Origin of the sequence: Flavobacterium sp. DG2-3 (genome assembly GCF_030730925.1) — a bacterium.
In the GTDB taxonomy this organism is placed as follows: Bacteria; Bacteroidota; Bacteroidia; order Flavobacteriales; family Flavobacteriaceae; genus Flavobacterium.
Window position 1 is genome coordinate 114,985 of sequence record NZ_JAVAMB010000002.1, and the last position, 19,617, is coordinate 134,601.

The following is a 19,617-nucleotide window of genomic DNA, read 5'->3' on the forward strand; positions in this document are numbered from 1 at the left end:
AAACTAATTAGAGACATATAAGTTCTAAAGTTTTTTTGATCACTCATACAGGAATTAAGAAGCTTCTTTTGTGATTATACTTCCACAGCTAATTTCTTTTCCATTAATTCTATAAAAAAGATTTTGTTCTTTTAAATAAAGTTCTGTTCGTAAGGTTCCTTTGGCTCCTTCAGCAGCGCATAACATTACAACATAAAAACCTGTTGATTGTTTAGGAGCTATGGTTCTTTTGAACGAAGATGGTTTACTGATATTAGTATCTAAGAAAGATTCTAAGTTTTCCAATCCATAATTAAACATAGGAATTTTATCGAGTGTCATTTCATCTGAAGGAATTACTATTTTAAAGTATTGACCAGGCAAAGAAGGTATTTCGTATGAGTTTACAGGAATGCTAATTTTCAACTCAAAAGCATTATTTGTTTCATTTGTAATTCGGGTCCAAAATACTGCATAAATATATTTCTCGCCATTGGGAGTAGCATATTTCATACCGCCTCTAGGTAAACTGTTTTGTATGGTTATTTTTCCACCTTCAGAATTGGAATACTTATACTTTGTATAAACTGATAGCTCTTTATTTTTTAATGTTCTAGCAGCACCATTTGTTGTTTTTGGTATTGATTTATCACCTTCTTTACAAGAAAAAGTTATTATTGCGATCAAAAATGATATAATATTTCTGCTTAATTTTTTTGATAAGTTCATTTCTAGCCTTTATAAGATTCATTATCTAAAAAAAGCAACATAGTTGATTTTCCCATTTTATCAAAAGCTGACCAGAAACTTTTTACGTCTGACGTTTCAAAAACGGCATCTAAAGGATTTACCGAGAAATTATTTTGCCCGAAAGCAGAGTTTTGAAGATAAATTAAGGCAAAAAGAATAATATACTTTAGTTTCATGTTTTTTGAGATTATCGAACAAGGTTGGTAAATCTTAGTTAGATTAAATTCTTTATAAATATATTTTAAATATAATAAAAAGCTTTTAGCTTGTAAATCTATAGAAAAATCAATAAATTACAGTCAATAAAAAACTTAAAATATATAGATGAAAGAGCAGAAAGATTGGTCAATAGATGAAATACAAAGAATATGGCAATTGGTTTCTAGACTGCACAATAGTCAGAAATATGGAGGATCGAAAGATGGAGAACAAGTTGAATATATAAATCATATTGGAAGTGTTGTTTTTGAAATTTTTAAAGCAATTCAATTGACGCCATCTATAAATGCCGATTTAGCCATAAAATGTGCTATGCTGCATGATACCATTGAAGACACTGATATATCTTATGAAAAAATAAATGATCTTTTTGGAAATGAAGTGGCAGATGGAGTTTTAGCATTGAGTAAAAACAGCCAAATTGAAAGCTCATCTGAAAAAATGCTAGACAGCTTAAGAAGAATAAAACAACAGCCAAAAGAAGTCTGGGCAGTTAAAATGGCCGATAGAATATGCAATCTCTACGAACCACCATTTTATTGGAATGATGAGAAAAAGCTAATATATATTGAAGAAGCAGAAACGATTTACCGCGAATTAAAAGATGCAAATGAGTATTTAGCCAATCGGTTAAAGACTAAAATTAAAGAATATCATCGTTTTGTAGAATCGCCTAAAATTGAATCATAGCAATAAAACTCCTCTTCAAATTGAGGAGTTTTGTTCTTCCTCCTTCGTCAATCTATCCAATTCTTTAAGCAAAGTCGGAAATCTAAATTCTCCCGCCATACTTTCTACTTTTTTATAAGCTTCATCCAGATCAATTCCGATAGAAGTGATGTACAGCGGTTTTTTGCTGTCTCCTCTATAAAGTGCTTTTTTATTCTTTTCTATAGAAGCAAAATTCGTTTTGGCAACACCAATAATCGGTATTTTCTTGTTTAGCTTCTCGTATAGATAACCGCCTAAACCATATTTGTTTTCATCATCTAAATAAACAAATCCGTCAACTACGATAACTTCAATCGTCGAGAGATCAATTTGTTTTAATAAGCTTAAAATACAAGGCAATTCTCTTTTATAAAATTCACCGGGAATATATTCTTCTACATTGTCTATTGTTTCAGAATGAATTTTAAAGTTTTTGTCTTCATTCCACTCTGCAAATTCAACACAGATTGTTTTTGCTTTTTGGTCGAAATAATAAGTGTCAAAAGCTAAGATCATGTTGGTATGGTATATTTATTTGGGATTTACTTTCTGCAATTCGGCGTACATTTCATTTAAAAAGGACTGCTGCTTCATATCGTCTTTAAAATAACGCTGATTGTTGACGCTACAGTCTTCTATATCAGCAATATTCTGTTTATTAAAAGACCAATCGTCAGTGTTTCTTATTGTAATTCCTAAATCATCATTACAGCTTTTCCAAAGTTCTGAGAATTTAGTTTTTTTATCGTCATTCAATTTGCTAAAGTCAGCCGTAACGGTATATCCATGCATTTCTGAATTGAAAAATTTATCAATAGATTTCACAGGAATACCGCCCCAAATTAATTCTTTTCCGACAGGAAATTCAATTGTTTTCAATTTTTCTTCGCTTAATTTATGTTCCATTTTTCCTTCATTAAAAAAGCTTTCTTCATAAACCAATTTTGTTCCTACTGGAACTTGAATTTTCTTTACCATTAAAGGTTCTGTGGTTATAAAAAAGGGATAATTTGGCGCAGAATTTCCACCGGTCGGATTCATGTTTCCGACGCAGCCTGTTAAGAGTATCGTAAGCAAAAAAGAAAAAGGCTTAAAAATTTTCATAGAGATCTATTTTTTCTTTCAATACAATATTGAAAGTCTAAATTTAGAAAAACCTTACAAAGAATAACGCTTTCAGCGAAAATTAATTTAAAAACTTTTATACAAGAAAATAAATCAATAGCCTAAAGATTCTCTTGCCAACATTTAAGGAATTTATTTAGTAACTTAGTTACAAATCAAAAAACTAAAATTATGATCACTAAAATGATATGGGCCAATTTGGTTTCTAACGATATACAGAAAACAATTCAATTTTATACCGCTCTAGGTTTTAAACAAAACGGAACCGAAACAAAAGAATTGGTAAGTTTTGTTTTTGGAGAAAATGATTTTGTAATTAATTTTTTTGCTCCAAAACGATTAGAAGATGCTGCAAAAGGAAAACTATCCAACACGGCTATCGATAACGAAATTGTATTTTCTCTGTCTGCCAGCAGTGTAGAAGAAGTAGATCTTTGGTATGAAAAAATAAAAGAAATCAACGGAACGATTTACTCTGAACCAGAAAATTTTGAAGTGGGCTATACGTTTGGCTTTTCAGATCCAGACGGGCATAAGTTTAATTTTTTGTATTGGCCAGGAATGTAGTTTTTAATCAATTATTCGTCGTCTGAACCACAATATTCATTATAGAAAAAGACCATATCTTTAATGTTTTTTTTGGTAAATTTCTTGTTGTTAATTCTTTCTATGACTTTTTTACAATCGCCAAAGTATTTTTTTGCTCTTATATTAAAACTAAACTCAATATCTGTAGCATATGGTTCACTTTTTCGTTTTACATATAATGCTTCTGTCGTAGCCCAAACAATATCTTCATCAGAAGGTAATTTTCCAATTGATATATTTGTATCTCTGCCGCTATAATAAGCTTTTGCGTATCGATAAAGATTTACATTTCCTTCTTCAATAACTTGAAGTAACTTGGGTTTTGAATGTTCAAATTCAACATACTCATACTTTTCAGAAAATCCATAGGCAGAAAAAACTAAACCTTTTGCAAAATCATAACTCCACTTATCTGCTTTATCTTCTTGTTTTACCTTAAAATAAATGGCATTATTTTTAATTTCAGCAAAGCCCTCAATAGAACTGTTGTCGTTAAAAATTATCGATGCCTGTCTATAATCCTGACTAAATCCAAGATTAATAAAAAGTACAAATAAAAGTTGTAGAATTAATTTCATTGTTTGTTTTTATATCCGCTAATATAAATATATCTATAGTATTTTTTGCCATATGGCAAATTCTCAATAAAAACTTATGACTAACTTTCGTGCATGAAAGAATTAGTAAATTACATATTACAGTTTGGCAATTTAAATCAACAGCAGATTGATTTGATTTTGACGAAAGCCAAAGAAAAAGAAATAAAAAAAGAAGACTATTTTTCTGAGGCCGGAAAAATAGCTGCTGAAGTTGGTTTTATCGTAGAAGGCATAATGCGTGTCTGTTATTACAACAACAAAGGCGAAGAAATTACAAAATACTTTATCGACGAAAATAATTTGGTTGTTGACTTAGAAAGTTTCGACAACAATATCTGCTCGTCTGCTTATGTGCAAGCCGTTACAGATTGCAAAGTTATCGTGTTTTCTAAATCCGATTGGCAAGAATTACTTAACACGATCGTAGGCTGGGACACAATTGTACATAAAATCACTTCAAAAGCGTTAATTCAGAAAGTGGCAAGAAGAAGTCCGCTGGTTTCAGAAGACGCCACAACACGTTATTTATCTTTTATGGAAATGTTTCCAAAAGTAATTAATCGAGTTCCGCTTTCGTATTTGGCTTCGTATTTGGGAATTACACAATCTTCTTTAAGCAGAATTAGAAAAAATATCCGCTAAAATTACTTTTTGCCATATGGCAAATGTTTTTGTTTTTTATCGACGGAAATTTGCTTCAGATAATTTAAAAAGATAAAAATGAAAACAGTATTAATTACAGGCGCAAATAGAAGCATTGGTTTAGAAACGGCTAAACAGCTTTCAACAAAAGGATTGTTCGTTTATTTAGGAACTCGTGATCTTGCAAAAGGTGAGGAAGTTGTAAAAGAATTGAATGGAAATGGATTTCAAAACATTCAAGCCATTCAAATTGATGTTATCAATGCAGAAAGCGTTTTAGCAGCAAAAAATACAGTAGAAAAGGAGCAAGGCAAATTGGATATTCTGATTAATAATGCTGGAATTCTGGGAGATACTCCGCAAGATGCATCTACAACTTCGGTAGAAAGCATTCAAAAAGTTTTTGATACGAATTTCTTCGGAGTGATAAGCGTTACTCAGACTTTCATGGAATTATTGAAAAAATCAGATAGTCCGAGAATCAGCAATATTACTTCGGGATTGGGGTCACTGACTTTACACAGCGATCCAACTTGGAAATATTATGCCATAAAAGCGGTTTCGTATGTTTCTTCTAAAACGGCATTAAACGCGTTTACGGTGACTTTAGCCCATGAACTGAAGGATCAAAACTTCAAAGTAAATTCAATAGATCCAGGTTATACAGCAACCGATTTTAATCATCACAGCGGACCGCAAAGTGTTGAGAAAGCTGCCAGTTTTATTATAAAACATACTTTGGTTGACGAAGATGGACCAACTGGAAAATTTTTCAGTCCAGATATTGAAGATGAAAGCGAAGAAAGTCCATGGTAAAAAGAAGAAAACCTTTCAAAGTCATTGATTTTGGAAGGTTTTTATCATTTTAATAACTATTGTTTTACTAGAAAAGTGGTAAATTTAGCCCGTTATTAATTTTTAAGAAGCAAAATAATGTCCATTACAACCGAAGCAGAGTTAGCAGGAATGAAAAAAATAAGTGAAGCAGTCGCTTTTACTTTAAAAGAAATGAGAAAATTTTCCAAACCTGGAATGTCTACAAAAGAATTGGACGATTATGGCGGACAAATTTTGAATGATTTGGGAGCGAAATCTGCGCCATTTCTAACTTACGGATTTCCTGGTTGGACTTGCATTAGTGTTGATAATGAGTTTTGCCACGGAATTCCATCTGAGAAAAGAATCTTGAAGGAAGGCGATTTAATTAATATTGATGTTTCTGCAGAGTTAGACGGATTTTGGTCAGATAATGGAGGATCTTTCGTAATTGGTTCTGATGTAAATGAACACCAAAAATTAGTTGAAGCTTCTAAAGATATTTTATATAAAGCAATTCACAGCATAAAAGGCGGAGTCCGTATTTCTGATATCGGATTTTTAATTGAAACTGAAGCAAAAAAACGCGGTTATAAAGTGATTAAGAATTTAACGGGACATGGAGTAGGGAGAAGTCTTCACGAAGCACCGCACGAAATTGCGAATTATAAAGATCGCTTTAACCAAACGAGATTTAAGAAGAATTCTGTAGTGGCTATTGAAACTTTTATTTCTACAGCTTCAACTTTTGCCGAAACCTTAAAAGATGGGTGGACAATGGTTGGAAACAAAGGCGGTTTTATGGCTCAGCACGAACATACCATCGTAGTTACAGAAGGAAAACCAATTATTTTGACCGAAATGAATGAAATTTGGAATTAAAAAAAAACGTATAAAACCAAAACTCCATTAGAAATAATGGAGTTTTTGATTTTTAAACTGCTTCCCAAAGTTCAATTTTGTTGCCTTCAGCATCCATTATATGTACAAACTTACCATAATCGTAAGTTTCGATATTATCAACAATAGTAACGCCATTTTCTTTTAATTGCTTTAAAAGACCTTCAATATTCTGGACGCGATAATTGATCATAAAATCCTTTTTAGAAGGAGAGAAGTAATCGTCTCCTTTTGGAAAAGGACTCCACTGCAATGAATTTACCTGATCAGGATTTTCTAAATCTCTCGATTCAAAAGTCGAACCCCAATCGTTTACGTCTAATCCCAAATTTTTTGAATACCAATTTTTGGTTTCATTTGGATTATCCGAAAAAAAGAAAATGCCTCCAATTCCAATTACTTTTGGTGTTTTATCATCTTGATTTTCCATAGTAATAACTATTTAAAATTTCTAAAATTGATCTTTTTTAGTTGAATCTAAGGTATTAAATAAATGCTTGCGTTTTCATTTTTTATGGTTTTAGGCTATATTTACATAACCGATTTAAGTAAAATCATATTGTCATGAACACAGAAAGAATTTACAAAATACTATTTTCTAGCGTATATCCATTATACATTCAAAAAGTCGAAAAGAAAGGGCGAACAAAAGAAGAATTAGATACTGTAATTAAATGGTTAACAGGTTATAGCGACACGCAAATTAAAGAACAAATTGAAAAGAAAGTAGATTTTCAGACTTTCTTTGCCGAAGCTCCAGAACTTAATCCGAATGCTTCTAAAATTACGGGAGTTATCTGCGGTTATAGAGTAGAAGAGATAGAAGATCCGTTAATTCAAAAATTAAGATATCTAGACAAACTAGTCGATGAAATTGCGAAAGGCAGAAAAATGGAAAAGATTTTAAGAGAATAAAAAAGACCTTCAAAAATAATTTGAAAGTCTTTTACTTTTAAACTCTTAGTAAACCGCGAAAACCTCTCGCAGCGTAATAAGAATCGGCACCGTTATGATATACAAAAACGGTATTGTATCTGAAATCGGAGAATATGGCGCCTCCTAATTTTCGTATTTCTGGCGGAGTTAAAATCCAACTCGAAGTTTTGGTATCAAATTTTCCTAGCTTTTGCAATTCTTTGTATTGCTCTTCATTTAAAATTTCAATTCCCATTTCTTGTGCCATATTTATAGCGCTGTCAGCGGGTTTATGTTCTTTTCTTTTCTCGAGCGCTTCATGATCGTAGCAAATACTTCTTCGCCCTTTCGGACTCTCAGCAGAACAATCTACAAAAAGATATTCGTCTGTTTTTTTATCGTAGCCAATCACATCGGGTTCGCCTTCGGTTCTTTCCATTTCGTCAAGCGACCACAATTTGGCTGGATTGGCTTTTAGTTTGGCTTCAATCTTTGCCCATTCCAGATTTTTATGACGGTTTTTATTTTTCTCAAAACGTTTTTCAAGAATGCTTAAAAGCTCTTCTTGCTCGTTTGCTGTCAGTTGTTTTTTCATGTTCTTTAGTTTTAGTTAGAAGTGCATTTTCTGTTTTCAGGTCTGAAATACCAAGAAGTTACAGTTAAAACAATTAGTAAAATTGGTCCGAAAAGCGCTGATGCATCATCACCAACGGCTAAATGCGAAACAACGGCTCCAGACATGGCAAAAAAGAAACCGGCATAAGCCCATTCTTTTAATAAACCAAATTTCGGAATTAAAATGGCAATAACGCCCAAAAGTTTCCAAACGCCTAAAAGCGTTAAAAAGTAAAGTGGGTAGCCCAAATGCTGTATCATTTCAGCTTCTTCTTTCACTGGTATAAGCTGTACAATTCCTGTTGCTGTCATTCCTAGAGCCAGCCAAAGTGTGGCGATCCAATAAATAATTCTATTTCTTTTTGACATGATTATTTTATTTTAGGTTAGTTACAATTTCTTCTAGTCTGTTATGTGCCATATTTAAACCTTGAGCAAATGGCAGTTTCATTTGCGTTGTTCTATGCTCAATCGATTTGTATATGATCTGCATCGTCAATTTGCTGGTGTCATCGGTTATTTTTTCGAACTCTAAAAACTCCAACTGAGGCGCAAAATTGATGTTATCCATTTCAAAAGTGCGAACAATTTTTTCGTTTGGAACAAAATCATGAATTACGCCATTTGCTTTAAAAACCACATTTCCGTTAGCATCGCTGGTTTCAAACTCCCAACCGCCATGTTTCTTATTTTCTAATTTTAAAACTTTTGTTCCCATCCATTGTGCCACAATTTCAGGTTCAACATAAGCTTTAAACAATAATTCTACAGGCAAGTCAAACTCTCTTGTAATTACGAGATCATGCCTGTTGTCTTCTGCATGAATTTTGGTTTTCTTTTCCATGGTTTATTTTTTATAGTTTTTCATGATAGCTTCTAACTTATTAAAACGTTCGTCCCACATTTTTCTAAATGGTTCGATAAATTGGTCAATTTCTTTCATTTTTTCTGGATTTAAATGATAATAAATTTCTCTTCCGCTTTGAGTTTGATGTAATAATTCGCATTCGTTTAGAATTTGAATATGTTTCGAAATCGTCTGTCTCGACGAATTAAAATTCTCTGCAATTGCCCCAGGAGTCATGGCCTGAACAGCAACTAAACTTAAAATAGCTCTTCTTGTAGGATCGGCTATGGCTTGAAAAACGTCTCTTCTAATTTCCATTATGCAGTTATTTGACTGCAAATATAATGCAATCATTTGACTGCGCAAAATAAAAATGGAGAAACTTCAAAAAAGAAATTCCAAATTCCAACACTAAAAGAATTGGAATTTGGAATTTCAAAAATTGGAATTTTCCTTATTTTTTAAAGCTTAATTTGATAAGATTCAGTTAAATATTCATTTTCAGAATATCCATTTGTTTTCCACAACAACAAATCATTTAATAGATCTAAAGTTGGGTTTTCTGAAGGTCTATTATCGTAAACTTGCGCATAATCTCCAATAGTCCATTCTGCTTTATCTACTTCTTTGTACTTAGAATGTTTTTCTAGTAGCGCAGTTGGGATTTTGAAAGGTTTTATTGTTGAACTTCCTGCACTTTCTTTACCATTAAAATTGAGAATGTAAGTAAAGCTATTAGCAGCATATTTGTTTTTATAAAATGAAACACAAGTTCTCGAAAGTGTTTTGTCTGGAAAAACTGAAGCATGTTTAAATGTATATTGATCTCCAGTTTTGCTTACACTTTGCCCTTGAAGTTCTTTTATTACAACAGAAGAAGGAATCTCTTTTTTATTACTTTCAGCGACGTAAGAAGTACTTCCAGCTTTTGCCGAATAAGCCAATCTCCAAAAACTCATAGGCTCTTCTTGATTATTGCTCAAGTACCAAATGTTTTTACCTTCACTAATATGATTAAAAGATCTAACAATATCCCTTCTATCAGCTTGCTTGTTATAGGTATACAAAAACATGTTTTCATACGGAAGATTATTTGCATTTACTTCCACAGCTTTAATCTCTGTAGGTACAAAATCACTTTTATTTAAGGTAATAACATCATTGTCTCCAGGATAATTCTGAATAAGTGTATCCAAATCTAAATACTTCACGTACGGTTTGTTGGTGCTCTTGTCGAAGATTAATAACTGATATCCATATTTCTTTTCTTGAGCATCATTTCCTTTCGTGAGAGTAAGATCAGCATAAGTGTATCCATTTTCGACTTTATTCCATTTTAGGCTGGTAAAAGTTATGTTACCGCTATAGCCAAAATAAGCCGTACTCATGAATCCATTTTCCATTGGCGCATTATCATCTCTTTTTCCAAAGTCTTCTACTTTGATCTTAAAAGTTTTACGGTATGTTTCTTTATATAGCTCAAAATTCTGTTTATTAGAAAAAGTTTTGCCTACAGGAACACTTTTTATATGCTGAATCGTAATACCATTAACTACCTGAAAATACAATATATCAATCTTATCTCCATTATATTTTCCTTTTAAATTCCATTTTAAAGAATCACCTAAACTGCCGTAATTCAACAATTCACCTTCAGGAGTATAGGCTGCAAGATAACCTTTGATATCGCCAGTGTAGGCATTACCAAAATCTACAGAGAATAACACCTTAGATTGCTGGTCAGGAGTTGGTGTTTCTGTCGCTTCATCATTTTGACAGCTATAAAGAAATAATGCAAAAAACGCACTTAATGCGATCTTACAGTAAAAATGTTTCATAATTAGGAAAGATTTAGGATTATTTTTCAAATATATAAATTTATCTGAATTTAATTACAAGGTAGAATAAATTGCTCTTTTTCAAGATTAATCTAATCCTGCAAACGTAAAGGGCTTGGTTTCTTTAAAGTTTATAAGAGAATCACCAGAATAGTTTTCATTATTGGCTAAGCTCAATTTTTTGATTTTTGCTTTTTCGCTAAAATCAATTTTGCTGAATTCAACCCAAATCACATTTGGATTCAAAACATTGTCGAAATAATACACTAGATTTTTTTGGTCTGCAACCGTTCTCCAGCGGGTAGAGGAGATGTTCGGTTCTGTTTCTGATGAAATTCCCAAAGGAACAGAGCAATTTCTAATTACACCGAAAACACTTGCCAGAGCCGTTCTAGTGTTATCTGTTTTCGGAATCGCATCTATATAATAAGAAGCTCTTACAAAACGATCTGCAGCGCGGTTGGTTCCCGGAAGCATAATCGTGCCGGGAATTCCTTTCCAATACGCATTAATAGCCAATTGCTGATCGAAAATTGGAGAATTGGTCATTGCGACATATTTTCTATCGTGATGAATCACGAGTTTTCCATTTATATATTCAAAAATAGCATTGTCACCGCTAGAATCAGAAATGGAAAGATGTACAGTAGCAAAAATATTGGTTCCAGGAATATGCGAAGAAGTAATTACAAAATCGTTCTTTTCTAATGCCGCTACAGTTTCAGCTACTGTCGAAAAATTATCTAAAACATATTGTAGCCATAATGAAACGGCCAAACCTTTTACTTTACCATTCTTTTCAAATGCAGGATATTGCGATTCTACAAGCCACAAAAGATTTCCCACAAGTCCCTTTTCGTTCATTCCGTCTGAAGAAGCAATGTCCCAAGAACTCGTAATTACGCTTCCATATTTAGATTTCCATTTAATAGAACTAGCTCCAACTTCTCCAGATCGTTCAATTCCTCTGGGGAAAATCCACAAATTGGCAGGAATTTCTCCGCGCCAGTCCATTGATCGTGCGGTAATAATAGTACCGTTCAATCCTTCGTAAACAATTCTTGTACAAGGCAGTACAGTTTCGGTTATTAATAATATTAGAGCTAATAGGGCAGGAAAAAATCTGTTTTTTGTTTTCATAGTTTTAGACATTTAATTAAACGTTAAGTTCTGATTTTCAACAGTTTGTTTTGGAGGAGAAATAGCTTTCAAAAAGCGTCTCTGCAATTTACAGCTTTTATGTAAAAAATTGGCTATAGATTAAAAGTTATAAAAGTAAAAATATTATTTAGAATAATTATAAATAGTTTTGAATTAGGATAAAATAAAACTACTTTTGATGCCATCAGAATATATTTTAAACCCAATATAATGGCAAAAAAGCTACTCAAAATATTAAAATCATTATTGATAACACTTCTAGTTTTACTTCTTATCGGATTTATATTTGAACAAATTGCCCGTTTTTATTTTGATAATAAACGTCCCGATGAAAAAGAATTTGTAGCAATTAATGGAAGAAAAATTCATTATAAAAAGCTAGGAAACGGTCCTTGCACTATAATCTTTGAATCTGGATTAGGTGGAGATCACTTGCATTGGCAAGATATTCAGAAAAAACTTTTAAAAAAATACACCACGATAGCTTATGATAAAGCTGGAATTTTGTGGAGCGATCCGTCTCAAGATATTTCACTAAAAAGATATTCGGATGATTTAGAAACGCTTTTAAAACAAACCAATTGTCCCAAGCCGTACATTTTAGTCGGACATTCTTTTGGCGGAATCACGCAAAGATTGTTTATTCAAAAAAATAATAAAGATTTGGCAGGAATTGTTTTTGTTGATGTTTCGCATCCTAAACAGCTCGAAAAATCATCAGAAGCCTTAAGAAATTCTGTTCAGCCACCGCCAAGAAAGTTTTTAAGTTTTTTAAATGAAATTGGGCTTATTAGAATCTTATACAGTTCAACCGCTTTTACAGCTGCCGTTCCAAAAGAACACTGGTTCAATCAAAATGTGAAAAACTATTTTTACCGCATTTTTGATGGAATGATGACAGAGCTTGAAAATGACGATAAATTGATGAAAGAAGCTTCTGAAATCAATAACTTTGCTTCAATTCCGCTAACTATAATTACTGCGAAATACCCAGTTGGGGTAGAAGGTGCTAGAGACAAAAAACTGGAAAAAGAATATTTAGGTATTCATAATGCATTACAAACCGATTTATTAAAGCTATCCACAAACAGCAATCAAGTTTTTGCTTCAAAAAGTGGACACTATATCACGCTTCAAGAGCCCGATTTGATTTGCAATGAAATTGAAAAACTAGCGCCAAGATAGGTCTGACGCTAGTTTTTTCTATTTTAAAGTAAAATACTTTTTTCGATATTAATTTGTTCTAAGAACAATTGATCATGTGAAATCACGATTAAAGTTCCCTGATATTCATTGACAGCGGCAGTCAGGATTTCGATATTTTGAATATCTAAATTGTTTGTCGGTTCATCTAGAATTATAATCTCCGGGGAATCGCTGCTAATGGTCAGACAGCAAAGCATTAAACGCATTCTTTCGCCTCCGCTTAACGCATTACACGGCTTATCCCAATCATTTTTAGAAAATAAAAATCGATTTAATCTCATTCTTATTTCATGTTCTTCCAAACCGCAATCGTTAAAAACCTGAGCTTGCTCGTAAATTTTAAGATTCTGGTTCAATAAAGAATAATCCTGATCGATATAAACTGCTTTTTTAACCAATGAAGTCATTTGCCCTTTCGTCGGACTCAATTCTCCGAGAATAATTTTGATCAAAGTTGTTTTTCCCGAACCGTTCAATCCTTTTATCACTATGCGATCGCCAGATAGAATTTCAAAATTGAGATTTTCATTCCACAGCTCTTTTTCGCCGTAAGTATAATTAAGATCCGAAGCTTTAAACAGAGTTTTCCCTTTAATAAAAGAAGCATTATTAAACCCAAATTTCATCTGATCGATTGCAGGTAGAGAAGAACGCAACTGTCTCAAATCTTCAGAAATACCGCTAATTTTTTCAGCATGAACATTTTTAAGTTTCGAACTGCTATTTTCGGCTTTATTTCGAAGTGTATTCATCATAATTCTGGCGACACCCGATTTTTCCTGTTTCTTTTTGCCTCGAGCATCTAATTTGTTCTGACGCTCAATAGATTCTCTTTCTTTTTCCTTGGCTTTTCGCAATGCCTTTTCTTTGCTTTGAACATCTTGTTCTAAAGCATTGTTTTCAATCTTTTTTTGTTCGCTGTAAAAATCATAACCGCCGCCATAAACCGAAATTTCATTTTTGGTCATTTCTAATGTCTTATTTAAAAGATTGAGCAAGGTTCTGTCATGGCTAACAATTAAAAGCGTACTTGTTGTCGATTTTATAAAATCATATAACAAGGTTCTGGCAGCAAAATCTAAATGATTACTGGGTTCATCCAACAAAATTAAGTCTGGTTCATGGATCATAATTCCCGCCAGAAAGGCTTTTGCTTTTTGTCCGCCGCTTAAGGTTTCCATTTTCTGGTTCAAATCCAAATCATGCAGCTGCCAATACAACAAAGCTTCAGTACAACGATCTTCTATAGTCCAGTCATCATCTAGCAATTGAAGGTTTTCTTCGGTTACAACACCTTCAAGTATTTCTTTAAGTGAAGTTATTTTTTCCTTTATACGTAAAGCTTCAGCAACGGTAAGATCATTAAACTGACCAAACAATTGCGGAACAAAATAAGGTTTTGAATTCTGAATGATTTGCCCTGAAAAAGGAGCAAATTCACCTGCAATAATTTTTAATAAAGTAGATTTTCCAACACCATTATTGCCGACTAAAGCGGTTTTGTCTTGATTGTTGAGTGTAAAACTAATGTTTTGAAACAGCATGTCTTTATTCTCATGCTGATAGGAGATATTTTGAAGAATAAGCATAATTCCTTTCTTTTATAGATAATAGTATAGCATCCACAAACTTGTGGCTGCTTATTAAATTTTCCTGAAAGAAATTATTTTTCACATAAAGCGTTACTTGTTTTAAGAGTTGCAAAGGTATTTATTTTCGCTTTAAAAATCAAAAAACCATTCGGTACAATCGTCTCGAATGGTTTTTTGTATCGAATTATAATATAATTCTTCGTTTAAATTTTATCAAATGTTAGTTTGGCTTCTTTGGTGTCTAAAATTAATTTATCCTCTGTTATAGTACTTTCGCAAGGATAAGGAGTACCAACTTCATCTTTAATAACAAGGCTTTTTCCTTTTTTTGTTAAAGCGTAAGTTCCGTCGGTAATTTCACGAAGCAAGAATCCTGTAACATGCCCATCTTCTGTAAAAGTAAGCATTCCATTGGTTAGAATTGCGTTTTTAGCAGAATCCGAAAGAGGCATTTTAGCTTCGACAGCGCTAACTTTCCATGAATTTACTAGTTTGTTTCTTTTATTATGACATGAAACCAATAGTACGACAGCAATGGCAATTACGAGAGTAAATAATTTTGAGTTTTTCATGATTTTGAGATTAAAAGTTAAACAGGAAAAAGTTACAAAAAAAAATGATATTAAAATATTAGGTATCAAATATTTATAAAGATTTTTTTTACTTCTTAATTTGAATTGCTTTTAATTCGGAAAGTCTCTGTTTTCGGCACTTTAACTGATAACCAGCACTTTATAAACAAACCTAAAATGGAGCTAAAATTTGTCTAATATACTTTTTAAGATGGATTAATTAAGAGTCAAAGCTCCTAAAATTTCCTCATACATGAAAGGGCCTCCAGGATAAGTTGCGGTATAATCTAAATTCATCCAGACTTGCCCGCGCTCGTCTATGTGATAATGCAGTTTTTTACCGTAGCTTTCTTTTGTAAAAAGAACATTTTTGATTAGATAATTGACTTTTTCCAAATCAATCATCGAACCAATTAAAATTTCTGGATAAATATGCCCTTTGGTATGAATAAGGCGCGGAGTTCCGCCGATAGAGCGTATGGCGGCGGCCATTAAGATAGAGTGATCGTCGCAATCGCCAGAGAAATACTCTAAAGATTCGCTGGCGGTTGCGATGTAATCACCTTCTTTTGGATCGTTGACATAATTCCATCTGCCGTTTATTTCTTTAAAAACAGCAAAACACTGAATAATGGTTCGATAATCTGAATAGCCTCTAATGCCTTTAAAATGTTTGGTTGTTGCCATAATAGCAAAATTTCGCACTTTAGGATTTTGGTATTCTATAGCATTAATAATCTTTGTTTTATTGGGAAACGGAAGCAGTTTTGCGACAATAATATCTTGCGGATACGGATTGTCTGACATTGTATAAATCATCGAATTGTAATCTTCTGAGATTTCGCTGAAACCATAATTTCCAATCACAGATCCGTAAAAGAGAATTAAGAGATAAACGGCAACGCACAAAATAATTATCGTTCTGAGATACATCAGAAGAAAAAACACTGCGGTAAAAACAAAAATAAAGATGAATACGCGATCTAGATTGAATGCCCATTCTAAATCGATTAAATTTTGATGCAGTATGATGAAAATCGGTATGGTAATTAAAAGGCTCAACAGCATTATAATAATCCTGTCCCACGGTGATTTCACCTGTAGCTTGGATTTTAAATACGGTAAGTCAATTTTAGGGAATTTCATCATACGAATCAAAAAGCAGTATTTACAATGCTTTTACTGTTTCTACAAAAATACTTTTTTTATCAATAATTCCCAGATCAAATAATTGATTTTGAATTTTATTAAATGATTTTTCTGTCAAATTTTTCTGTGACCACTGCGTCAGTTTCAGCCATTCTTTAATATCTTCCGCTTTCTGGTTAAACAGCTTCGATAATTTCTTGTCAATCTCTGGAATCTCTTTAAAATCAACCGTTGTTTTGTTGATTATTTTAAGAATGGTTTCTACCGTTTTAGCATTCTTTTTTAAGAACTCATCGCGCCCGACAATAATAAAAGAAGGCCAAGGAGTAGGGCAGTCGTCAATTCTTCTAAAAATGCCTTTGTCTACAAGCGGTTTCGTCATAAAACGTTCCCACATAAAATAATCGGCTTTTTTATTGGTCAAAGCATCAACAGCGCCATCGATCGTGTTTACGATTTCAAATTCAAGATCGTCCATTTGCCAGCCTTGCTCATTGGCATTTACATAAGCCATTAATTGCGATCCTGAGCCAAGTCTAGAAATAGCCGCTTTTTTGTTTTTAAGATCTTTCAGTGTCTGAAAATCAGATTTTGCATCAACGTGAATTCCCCAGATTAAAGGAGATTGCACATAAATCTGAACAATTTTACTCGGATTGCCGGCCGAGATATCTTTTAGAATTCCTTCGGTCAGAATAACAGCTAGATCTGTTTCTCCGTCGCGAAGCATTTGACACATTTTTCCTGTGCCTTCAGGAACATTTGTCCATTGTAAGTCGATGTTCTCTTCTTCAAATTCGCCGTTTTCAATACAGAGATGCCACGGCAAATTGAAGTGTTCCGGAACACCCGCAATTTTGACAGTTTTCATTTATTTTAAGTTTAAGTTAAGTTGCTTGGTATGCGTATGCGTAATCTAAATATATAATGTATGGTTAGTCTTGTTTTGTTACTCAATTTTTTTAACACATAGAAACATAGTTTTAGCAAACTGAAAAAAGGCGTTTCACTCATTTGAATGCACATAGCAAACTATGTGAAAGAAATATTTTTCTCTTTGTCCCTTTTTTTATTAAATAGATCCTATGTTTCTATATGTAAAATAAACTTTTAATTTTTTAATAAATCTGCCCTATGTTTTTCTGAAAGGCAAGGTTCTGCAAATTCGATAATTTCTTGAGATTCATATTCATTCAAAAGGCTTCTTACCAAAGAATAATCTACATCTTTGGCTATTTCTGCAGCAAAAAAAGTTTCATTCAAACCTTCCGACAAACAATTAATTGCCTTTAATTTGTCTCGGATAATTTCTTTGTCAAACCCTTTTTCCAGAATAGCAATCTGAACAATTGAGTTTCCAGAATTCTGAATTGTTTTTCGATGCATAAAACGCTCTTCTTTTTCATCGTATTCTGCATAAAAAATGTCGTCTGTAGCAATCAAAGGTCCGAAAAATGGAATATTATCCAGTTTAAAAAGACCTTTCTCCAAATCTATAATTTCTGCCCACATGGTTTCAGATACTACTTCGTCTAGATAATCACTATAGTATTTAAATAGTATTTTTTTATGAGTTTCCTGTTCCATTCTTTAATTTAATTTTGTTGCTTTTAAAGGCGAAATTACGATGCGATAACCGTCTGGATCAAGAAACATTCTTCCATTTTCATTCCAGTAAGGATTTACAGCTTCAATAAATTCAATATTATGTTCCATAATTTGAATGTACAGCATATTGTATTTTCGAATTGTATCTGGATAAAGAACCAATAGGTCATCTTCATCAAAAACATGAACTGCCTTCGTTTCAGATTGCGTAAATTCAAAATGCCAGTCTAAATCTGGTCGCCCGATAAACACGCCGTCATAATTATTATGATTCTGAAAACCTCCTAAACGTTCAAATCCTAAAACATTGACGTAGAAATTTTCAATTTCTTTTAAATTATTTGTGTGTCGCGCAACTCTTAAATGCATCTGAATTTATCGTCGGTTTTAAAATCATTTAATTTATAATTGACTAATTTTCTAATTAACTCAATTATCTAATTATTTCTCTGCCAGTTTATTTAATGTATACGCAATCAATTCATCTACTGCTTTGTACGGATCTTCACTAAAAGTTCCGCTCGCACGATTTGCAATAATAGCATTCAGCGATAAAGCGTTGTGACCTAAAAGCGCAGAAAGTCCGTAGATTGCTGCTGTTTCCATTTCTAAATTAGTGATTTTAGTTTCATTAAAACTAAAATTATCCATTTTATTATTCAATTCTTCATCTTGAATATTCAGACGCAAAACTCTTCCCTGCGGGCCGTAGAATCCGCCGGCTGTTGCTGTAATGCCTTTAAAAATTCGATCAGATTCGATTAATTTTTCTAGGGTTTCAGAACATTTTATAACATAAGGTTTTCCTTTTTTAGGATCCCAATTGGTATGTTTTACAAATGCATCTTCAATTTCTGCGATAGAAACGTCATCAATTAAGTAGGAGCGAAGCATATTGTCTAATCCTAAACCAAATTTAGACATTACAAAACTATCAACTGGAATATCTTCTTGTAACGAACCCGAAGTTCCAATTCGAATAATATTCAAAGAAGTCAATTTTTCTTTTGGCTGACGCGTTTTTAAATCAATATTGACTAATGCATCAAGTTCATTCAACACAATATCAATATTATCTGGGCCAATTCCTGTAGAAACAACAGAAAGTCTTTTGCCTTTGTAAATACCCGTTTGGGTTTTAAATTCTCTTTTTTGAGCAGAATGTTCGATTGAATCGAAAAACTGAGTGATTTTTTCTACTCTATTTTGGTCACCAACAAAAATAATGTCGTGTGCTATATGTTCAGGACGAAGGTTTAAGTGGTAAACGCTTCCGTCTGGATTTAATATCAATTCTGAAGATTGTATCATTTTTTTTTCTTTTAAGATGCAAAGTGACAAAGGCTCGAAGCTTTTATAGAGGCTCACTGCAGTGCGTCTTCCTCGTTTACCAAATTGGAATTTGGAATTTAAAAAATTGGAATTTTACTTTTATCCACCAACCCGTTTGGTTTTGAATCCTTTTTCTTTTAAGATTGCCATAATTTTATCGCGGTAATCGCCTTGAATTATGATCGAAGCGTCTTTAAAAGTTCCGCCCACGCTTAATTTGGTTTTGATTTCTTTGGCTAAGATTTTGAAATCTTCGTCTGAGCCTTCATAACCTTCAATTATGGTTGTTGCTTTTCCTTTTCTTTTTTCAAATTTACAGATCATTGGCTCTTTCTGAACATAAAGAACGTGTTTTTGTTCTTCAATCTGCTCAGGTTCATTCGATTCTTCGTGATCTGGAAATAAATTTTTTAATTGGTCTTTTAAATCCATAAAATTTTATGCTAAAAATAA

At 32.7% G+C, this 19,617-nt stretch carries 27 protein-coding genes; 7 read left to right on the forward strand and 20 right to left on the reverse strand.

The genetic code is table 11. From position 1 onward, the window contains the following. Positions 1-54: 54 nt before the first annotated feature. Positions 55-708, reverse strand: a complete 654-nt coding sequence (locus Q9Q97_RS04490; RefSeq protein ID WP_306155070.1) for a hypothetical protein — start codon at positions 706-708, stop codon at positions 55-57. Between the two features lie 2 nt (positions 709-710). Further along, positions 711-905, reverse strand: a complete 195-nt coding sequence (locus Q9Q97_RS04495) for a hypothetical protein (RefSeq protein ID WP_306155072.1) — start codon at positions 903-905, stop codon at positions 711-713. A 148-nt stretch (positions 906-1,053) separates the two neighbouring features. Here Q9Q97_RS04495 and Q9Q97_RS04500 point away from each other — a divergent pair, with 148 nt between their 5' ends. Then, complete coding sequence (locus tag Q9Q97_RS04500; RefSeq protein WP_306155074.1) at positions 1,054-1,638, forward strand: HD domain-containing protein; 585 nt, start codon at positions 1,054-1,056, stop codon at positions 1,636-1,638. A 15-nt stretch (positions 1,639-1,653) separates the two neighbouring features. Here Q9Q97_RS04500 and Q9Q97_RS04505 read toward each other — a convergent pair whose 3' ends face one another. Next, positions 1,654-2,175 carry an endonuclease V gene (locus tag Q9Q97_RS04505; RefSeq protein ID WP_306155076.1) on the reverse strand — a complete coding sequence of 174 codons (522 nt, stop codon included), beginning with the start codon at positions 2,173-2,175 and terminating at the stop codon, positions 1,654-1,656. Positions 2,176-2,190: 15 nt separating this feature from the next. Continuing rightward, entirely contained in the window at positions 2,191-2,763 is a 573-nt protein-coding gene (locus Q9Q97_RS04510; RefSeq protein ID WP_306155079.1) for a hypothetical protein, read from the reverse strand. Positions 2,764-2,955: 192 nt separating this feature from the next. On the opposite strand from Q9Q97_RS04510, the gene Q9Q97_RS04515 reads away from it, so the two are divergent. After that, positions 2,956-3,351, forward strand: coding sequence for a VOC family protein (locus tag Q9Q97_RS04515; RefSeq protein WP_306155081.1), 396 nt, complete (start codon positions 2,956-2,958; stop codon positions 3,349-3,351). A gap of 11 nt (positions 3,352-3,362) precedes the next feature. Here Q9Q97_RS04515 and Q9Q97_RS04520 read toward each other — a convergent pair whose 3' ends face one another. Continuing rightward, positions 3,363-3,950 (reverse strand): hypothetical protein, encoded by a 588-nt coding sequence (locus tag Q9Q97_RS04520; protein ID WP_306155083.1) that lies wholly within the window; start codon positions 3,948-3,950, stop codon positions 3,363-3,365. A gap of 93 nt (positions 3,951-4,043) precedes the next feature. On the opposite strand from Q9Q97_RS04520, the gene Q9Q97_RS04525 reads away from it, so the two are divergent. The 3 genes from Q9Q97_RS04525 to map all read left to right on the forward strand — a co-directional run bounded on the left by Q9Q97_RS04525 (position 4,044) and on the right by map (position 6,311). Next, positions 4,044-4,613, forward strand: coding sequence for a Crp/Fnr family transcriptional regulator (locus Q9Q97_RS04525; RefSeq protein ID WP_306155085.1), 570 nt, complete (start codon positions 4,044-4,046; stop codon positions 4,611-4,613). Between the two features lie 78 nt (positions 4,614-4,691). Further along, entirely contained in the window at positions 4,692-5,429 is a 738-nt protein-coding gene (locus Q9Q97_RS04530) for an SDR family oxidoreductase (RefSeq protein ID WP_306155087.1), read from the forward strand. 117 nt (positions 5,430-5,546) lie between these two features. Next, positions 5,547-6,311: a type I methionyl aminopeptidase gene (map, locus tag Q9Q97_RS04535; RefSeq protein WP_306155089.1), complete on the forward strand. Its 765-nt coding sequence runs from the start codon at positions 5,547-5,549 to the stop codon at positions 6,309-6,311. 52 nt (positions 6,312-6,363) lie between these two features. Here map and Q9Q97_RS04540 read toward each other — a convergent pair whose 3' ends face one another. Beyond that, positions 6,364-6,759, reverse strand: a complete 396-nt coding sequence (locus tag Q9Q97_RS04540; RefSeq protein ID WP_306155091.1) for a VOC family protein — start codon at positions 6,757-6,759, stop codon at positions 6,364-6,366. 134 nt (positions 6,760-6,893) lie between these two features. On the opposite strand from Q9Q97_RS04540, the gene Q9Q97_RS04545 reads away from it, so the two are divergent. Then, positions 6,894-7,244: a DUF2200 domain-containing protein gene (locus Q9Q97_RS04545; RefSeq protein ID WP_306155094.1), complete on the forward strand. Its 351-nt coding sequence runs from the start codon at positions 6,894-6,896 to the stop codon at positions 7,242-7,244. A gap of 37 nt (positions 7,245-7,281) precedes the next feature. Here Q9Q97_RS04545 and Q9Q97_RS04550 read toward each other — a convergent pair whose 3' ends face one another. The 6 genes from Q9Q97_RS04550 to Q9Q97_RS04575 form a co-directional block, all read right to left on the reverse strand. Continuing rightward, the gene (locus tag Q9Q97_RS04550) at positions 7,282-7,839 is read right to left on the reverse strand and encodes a DUF4256 domain-containing protein (RefSeq protein WP_306155096.1); all 558 of its coding nucleotides are present in this window, start codon (positions 7,837-7,839) and stop codon (positions 7,282-7,284) included. A gap of 11 nt (positions 7,840-7,850) precedes the next feature. After that, entirely contained in the window at positions 7,851-8,228 is a 378-nt protein-coding gene (locus Q9Q97_RS04555) for a DoxX family protein (RefSeq protein WP_306155098.1), read from the reverse strand. 7 nt (positions 8,229-8,235) lie between these two features. Continuing rightward, entirely contained in the window at positions 8,236-8,703 is a 468-nt protein-coding gene (locus tag Q9Q97_RS04560; RefSeq protein ID WP_306155100.1) for an SRPBCC domain-containing protein, read from the reverse strand. A 3-nt stretch (positions 8,704-8,706) separates the two neighbouring features. After that, positions 8,707-9,024 (reverse strand): helix-turn-helix transcriptional regulator, encoded by a 318-nt coding sequence (locus tag Q9Q97_RS04565; protein WP_306155102.1) that lies wholly within the window; start codon positions 9,022-9,024, stop codon positions 8,707-8,709. 143 nt (positions 9,025-9,167) lie between these two features. Beyond that, on the reverse strand, positions 9,168-10,544 hold the full coding sequence (locus Q9Q97_RS04570) for a hypothetical protein (RefSeq protein ID WP_306155104.1): 1,377 nt from the start codon (positions 10,542-10,544) through the stop codon (positions 9,168-9,170). An 87-nt stretch (positions 10,545-10,631) separates the two neighbouring features. Beyond that, positions 10,632-11,684, reverse strand: a complete 1,053-nt coding sequence (locus Q9Q97_RS04575; RefSeq protein ID WP_306155106.1) for a linear amide C-N hydrolase — start codon at positions 11,682-11,684, stop codon at positions 10,632-10,634. Between the two features lie 231 nt (positions 11,685-11,915). Between Q9Q97_RS04575 and Q9Q97_RS04580 the strand changes: the two genes are divergently transcribed. Continuing rightward, entirely contained in the window at positions 11,916-12,890 is a 975-nt protein-coding gene (locus Q9Q97_RS04580; RefSeq protein ID WP_306155108.1) for an alpha/beta fold hydrolase, read from the forward strand. Positions 12,891-12,913: 23 nt separating this feature from the next. On the opposite strand, the gene abc-f is transcribed toward Q9Q97_RS04580, so the two are convergent. The 8 genes from abc-f to Q9Q97_RS04620 all read right to left on the reverse strand — a co-directional run bounded on the left by abc-f (position 12,914) and on the right by Q9Q97_RS04620 (position 19,596). After that, positions 12,914-14,500, reverse strand: a complete 1,587-nt coding sequence (gene abc-f / locus Q9Q97_RS04585; protein ID WP_306155109.1) for a ribosomal protection-like ABC-F family protein — start codon at positions 14,498-14,500, stop codon at positions 12,914-12,916. A 206-nt stretch (positions 14,501-14,706) separates the two neighbouring features. Further along, the gene (locus tag Q9Q97_RS04590) at positions 14,707-15,075 is read right to left on the reverse strand and encodes a hypothetical protein (protein ID WP_306155111.1); all 369 of its coding nucleotides are present in this window, start codon (positions 15,073-15,075) and stop codon (positions 14,707-14,709) included. Between the two features lie 216 nt (positions 15,076-15,291). Then, positions 15,292-16,224 (reverse strand): transglutaminase, encoded by a 933-nt coding sequence (locus Q9Q97_RS04595; protein WP_306155113.1) that lies wholly within the window; start codon positions 16,222-16,224, stop codon positions 15,292-15,294. A 19-nt stretch (positions 16,225-16,243) separates the two neighbouring features. After that, positions 16,244-17,095 (reverse strand): substrate-binding domain-containing protein, encoded by an 852-nt coding sequence (locus Q9Q97_RS04600; RefSeq protein ID WP_306155114.1) that lies wholly within the window; start codon positions 17,093-17,095, stop codon positions 16,244-16,246. 239 nt (positions 17,096-17,334) lie between these two features. Further along, complete coding sequence (locus Q9Q97_RS04605) at positions 17,335-17,811, reverse strand: DUF4265 domain-containing protein (RefSeq protein WP_306155116.1); 477 nt, start codon at positions 17,809-17,811, stop codon at positions 17,335-17,337. Between the two features lie 3 nt (positions 17,812-17,814). Further along, the gene (locus tag Q9Q97_RS04610; protein ID WP_306155118.1) at positions 17,815-18,201 is read right to left on the reverse strand and encodes a VOC family protein; all 387 of its coding nucleotides are present in this window, start codon (positions 18,199-18,201) and stop codon (positions 17,815-17,817) included. 72 nt (positions 18,202-18,273) lie between these two features. Continuing rightward, the gene (locus Q9Q97_RS04615) at positions 18,274-19,143 is read right to left on the reverse strand and encodes a nucleoside phosphorylase (protein WP_306155120.1); all 870 of its coding nucleotides are present in this window, start codon (positions 19,141-19,143) and stop codon (positions 18,274-18,276) included. A 120-nt stretch (positions 19,144-19,263) separates the two neighbouring features. Then, positions 19,264-19,596, reverse strand: a complete 333-nt coding sequence (locus tag Q9Q97_RS04620; protein WP_306155122.1) for a translation initiation factor — start codon at positions 19,594-19,596, stop codon at positions 19,264-19,266. Positions 19,597-19,617: the final 21 nt, after the last annotated feature.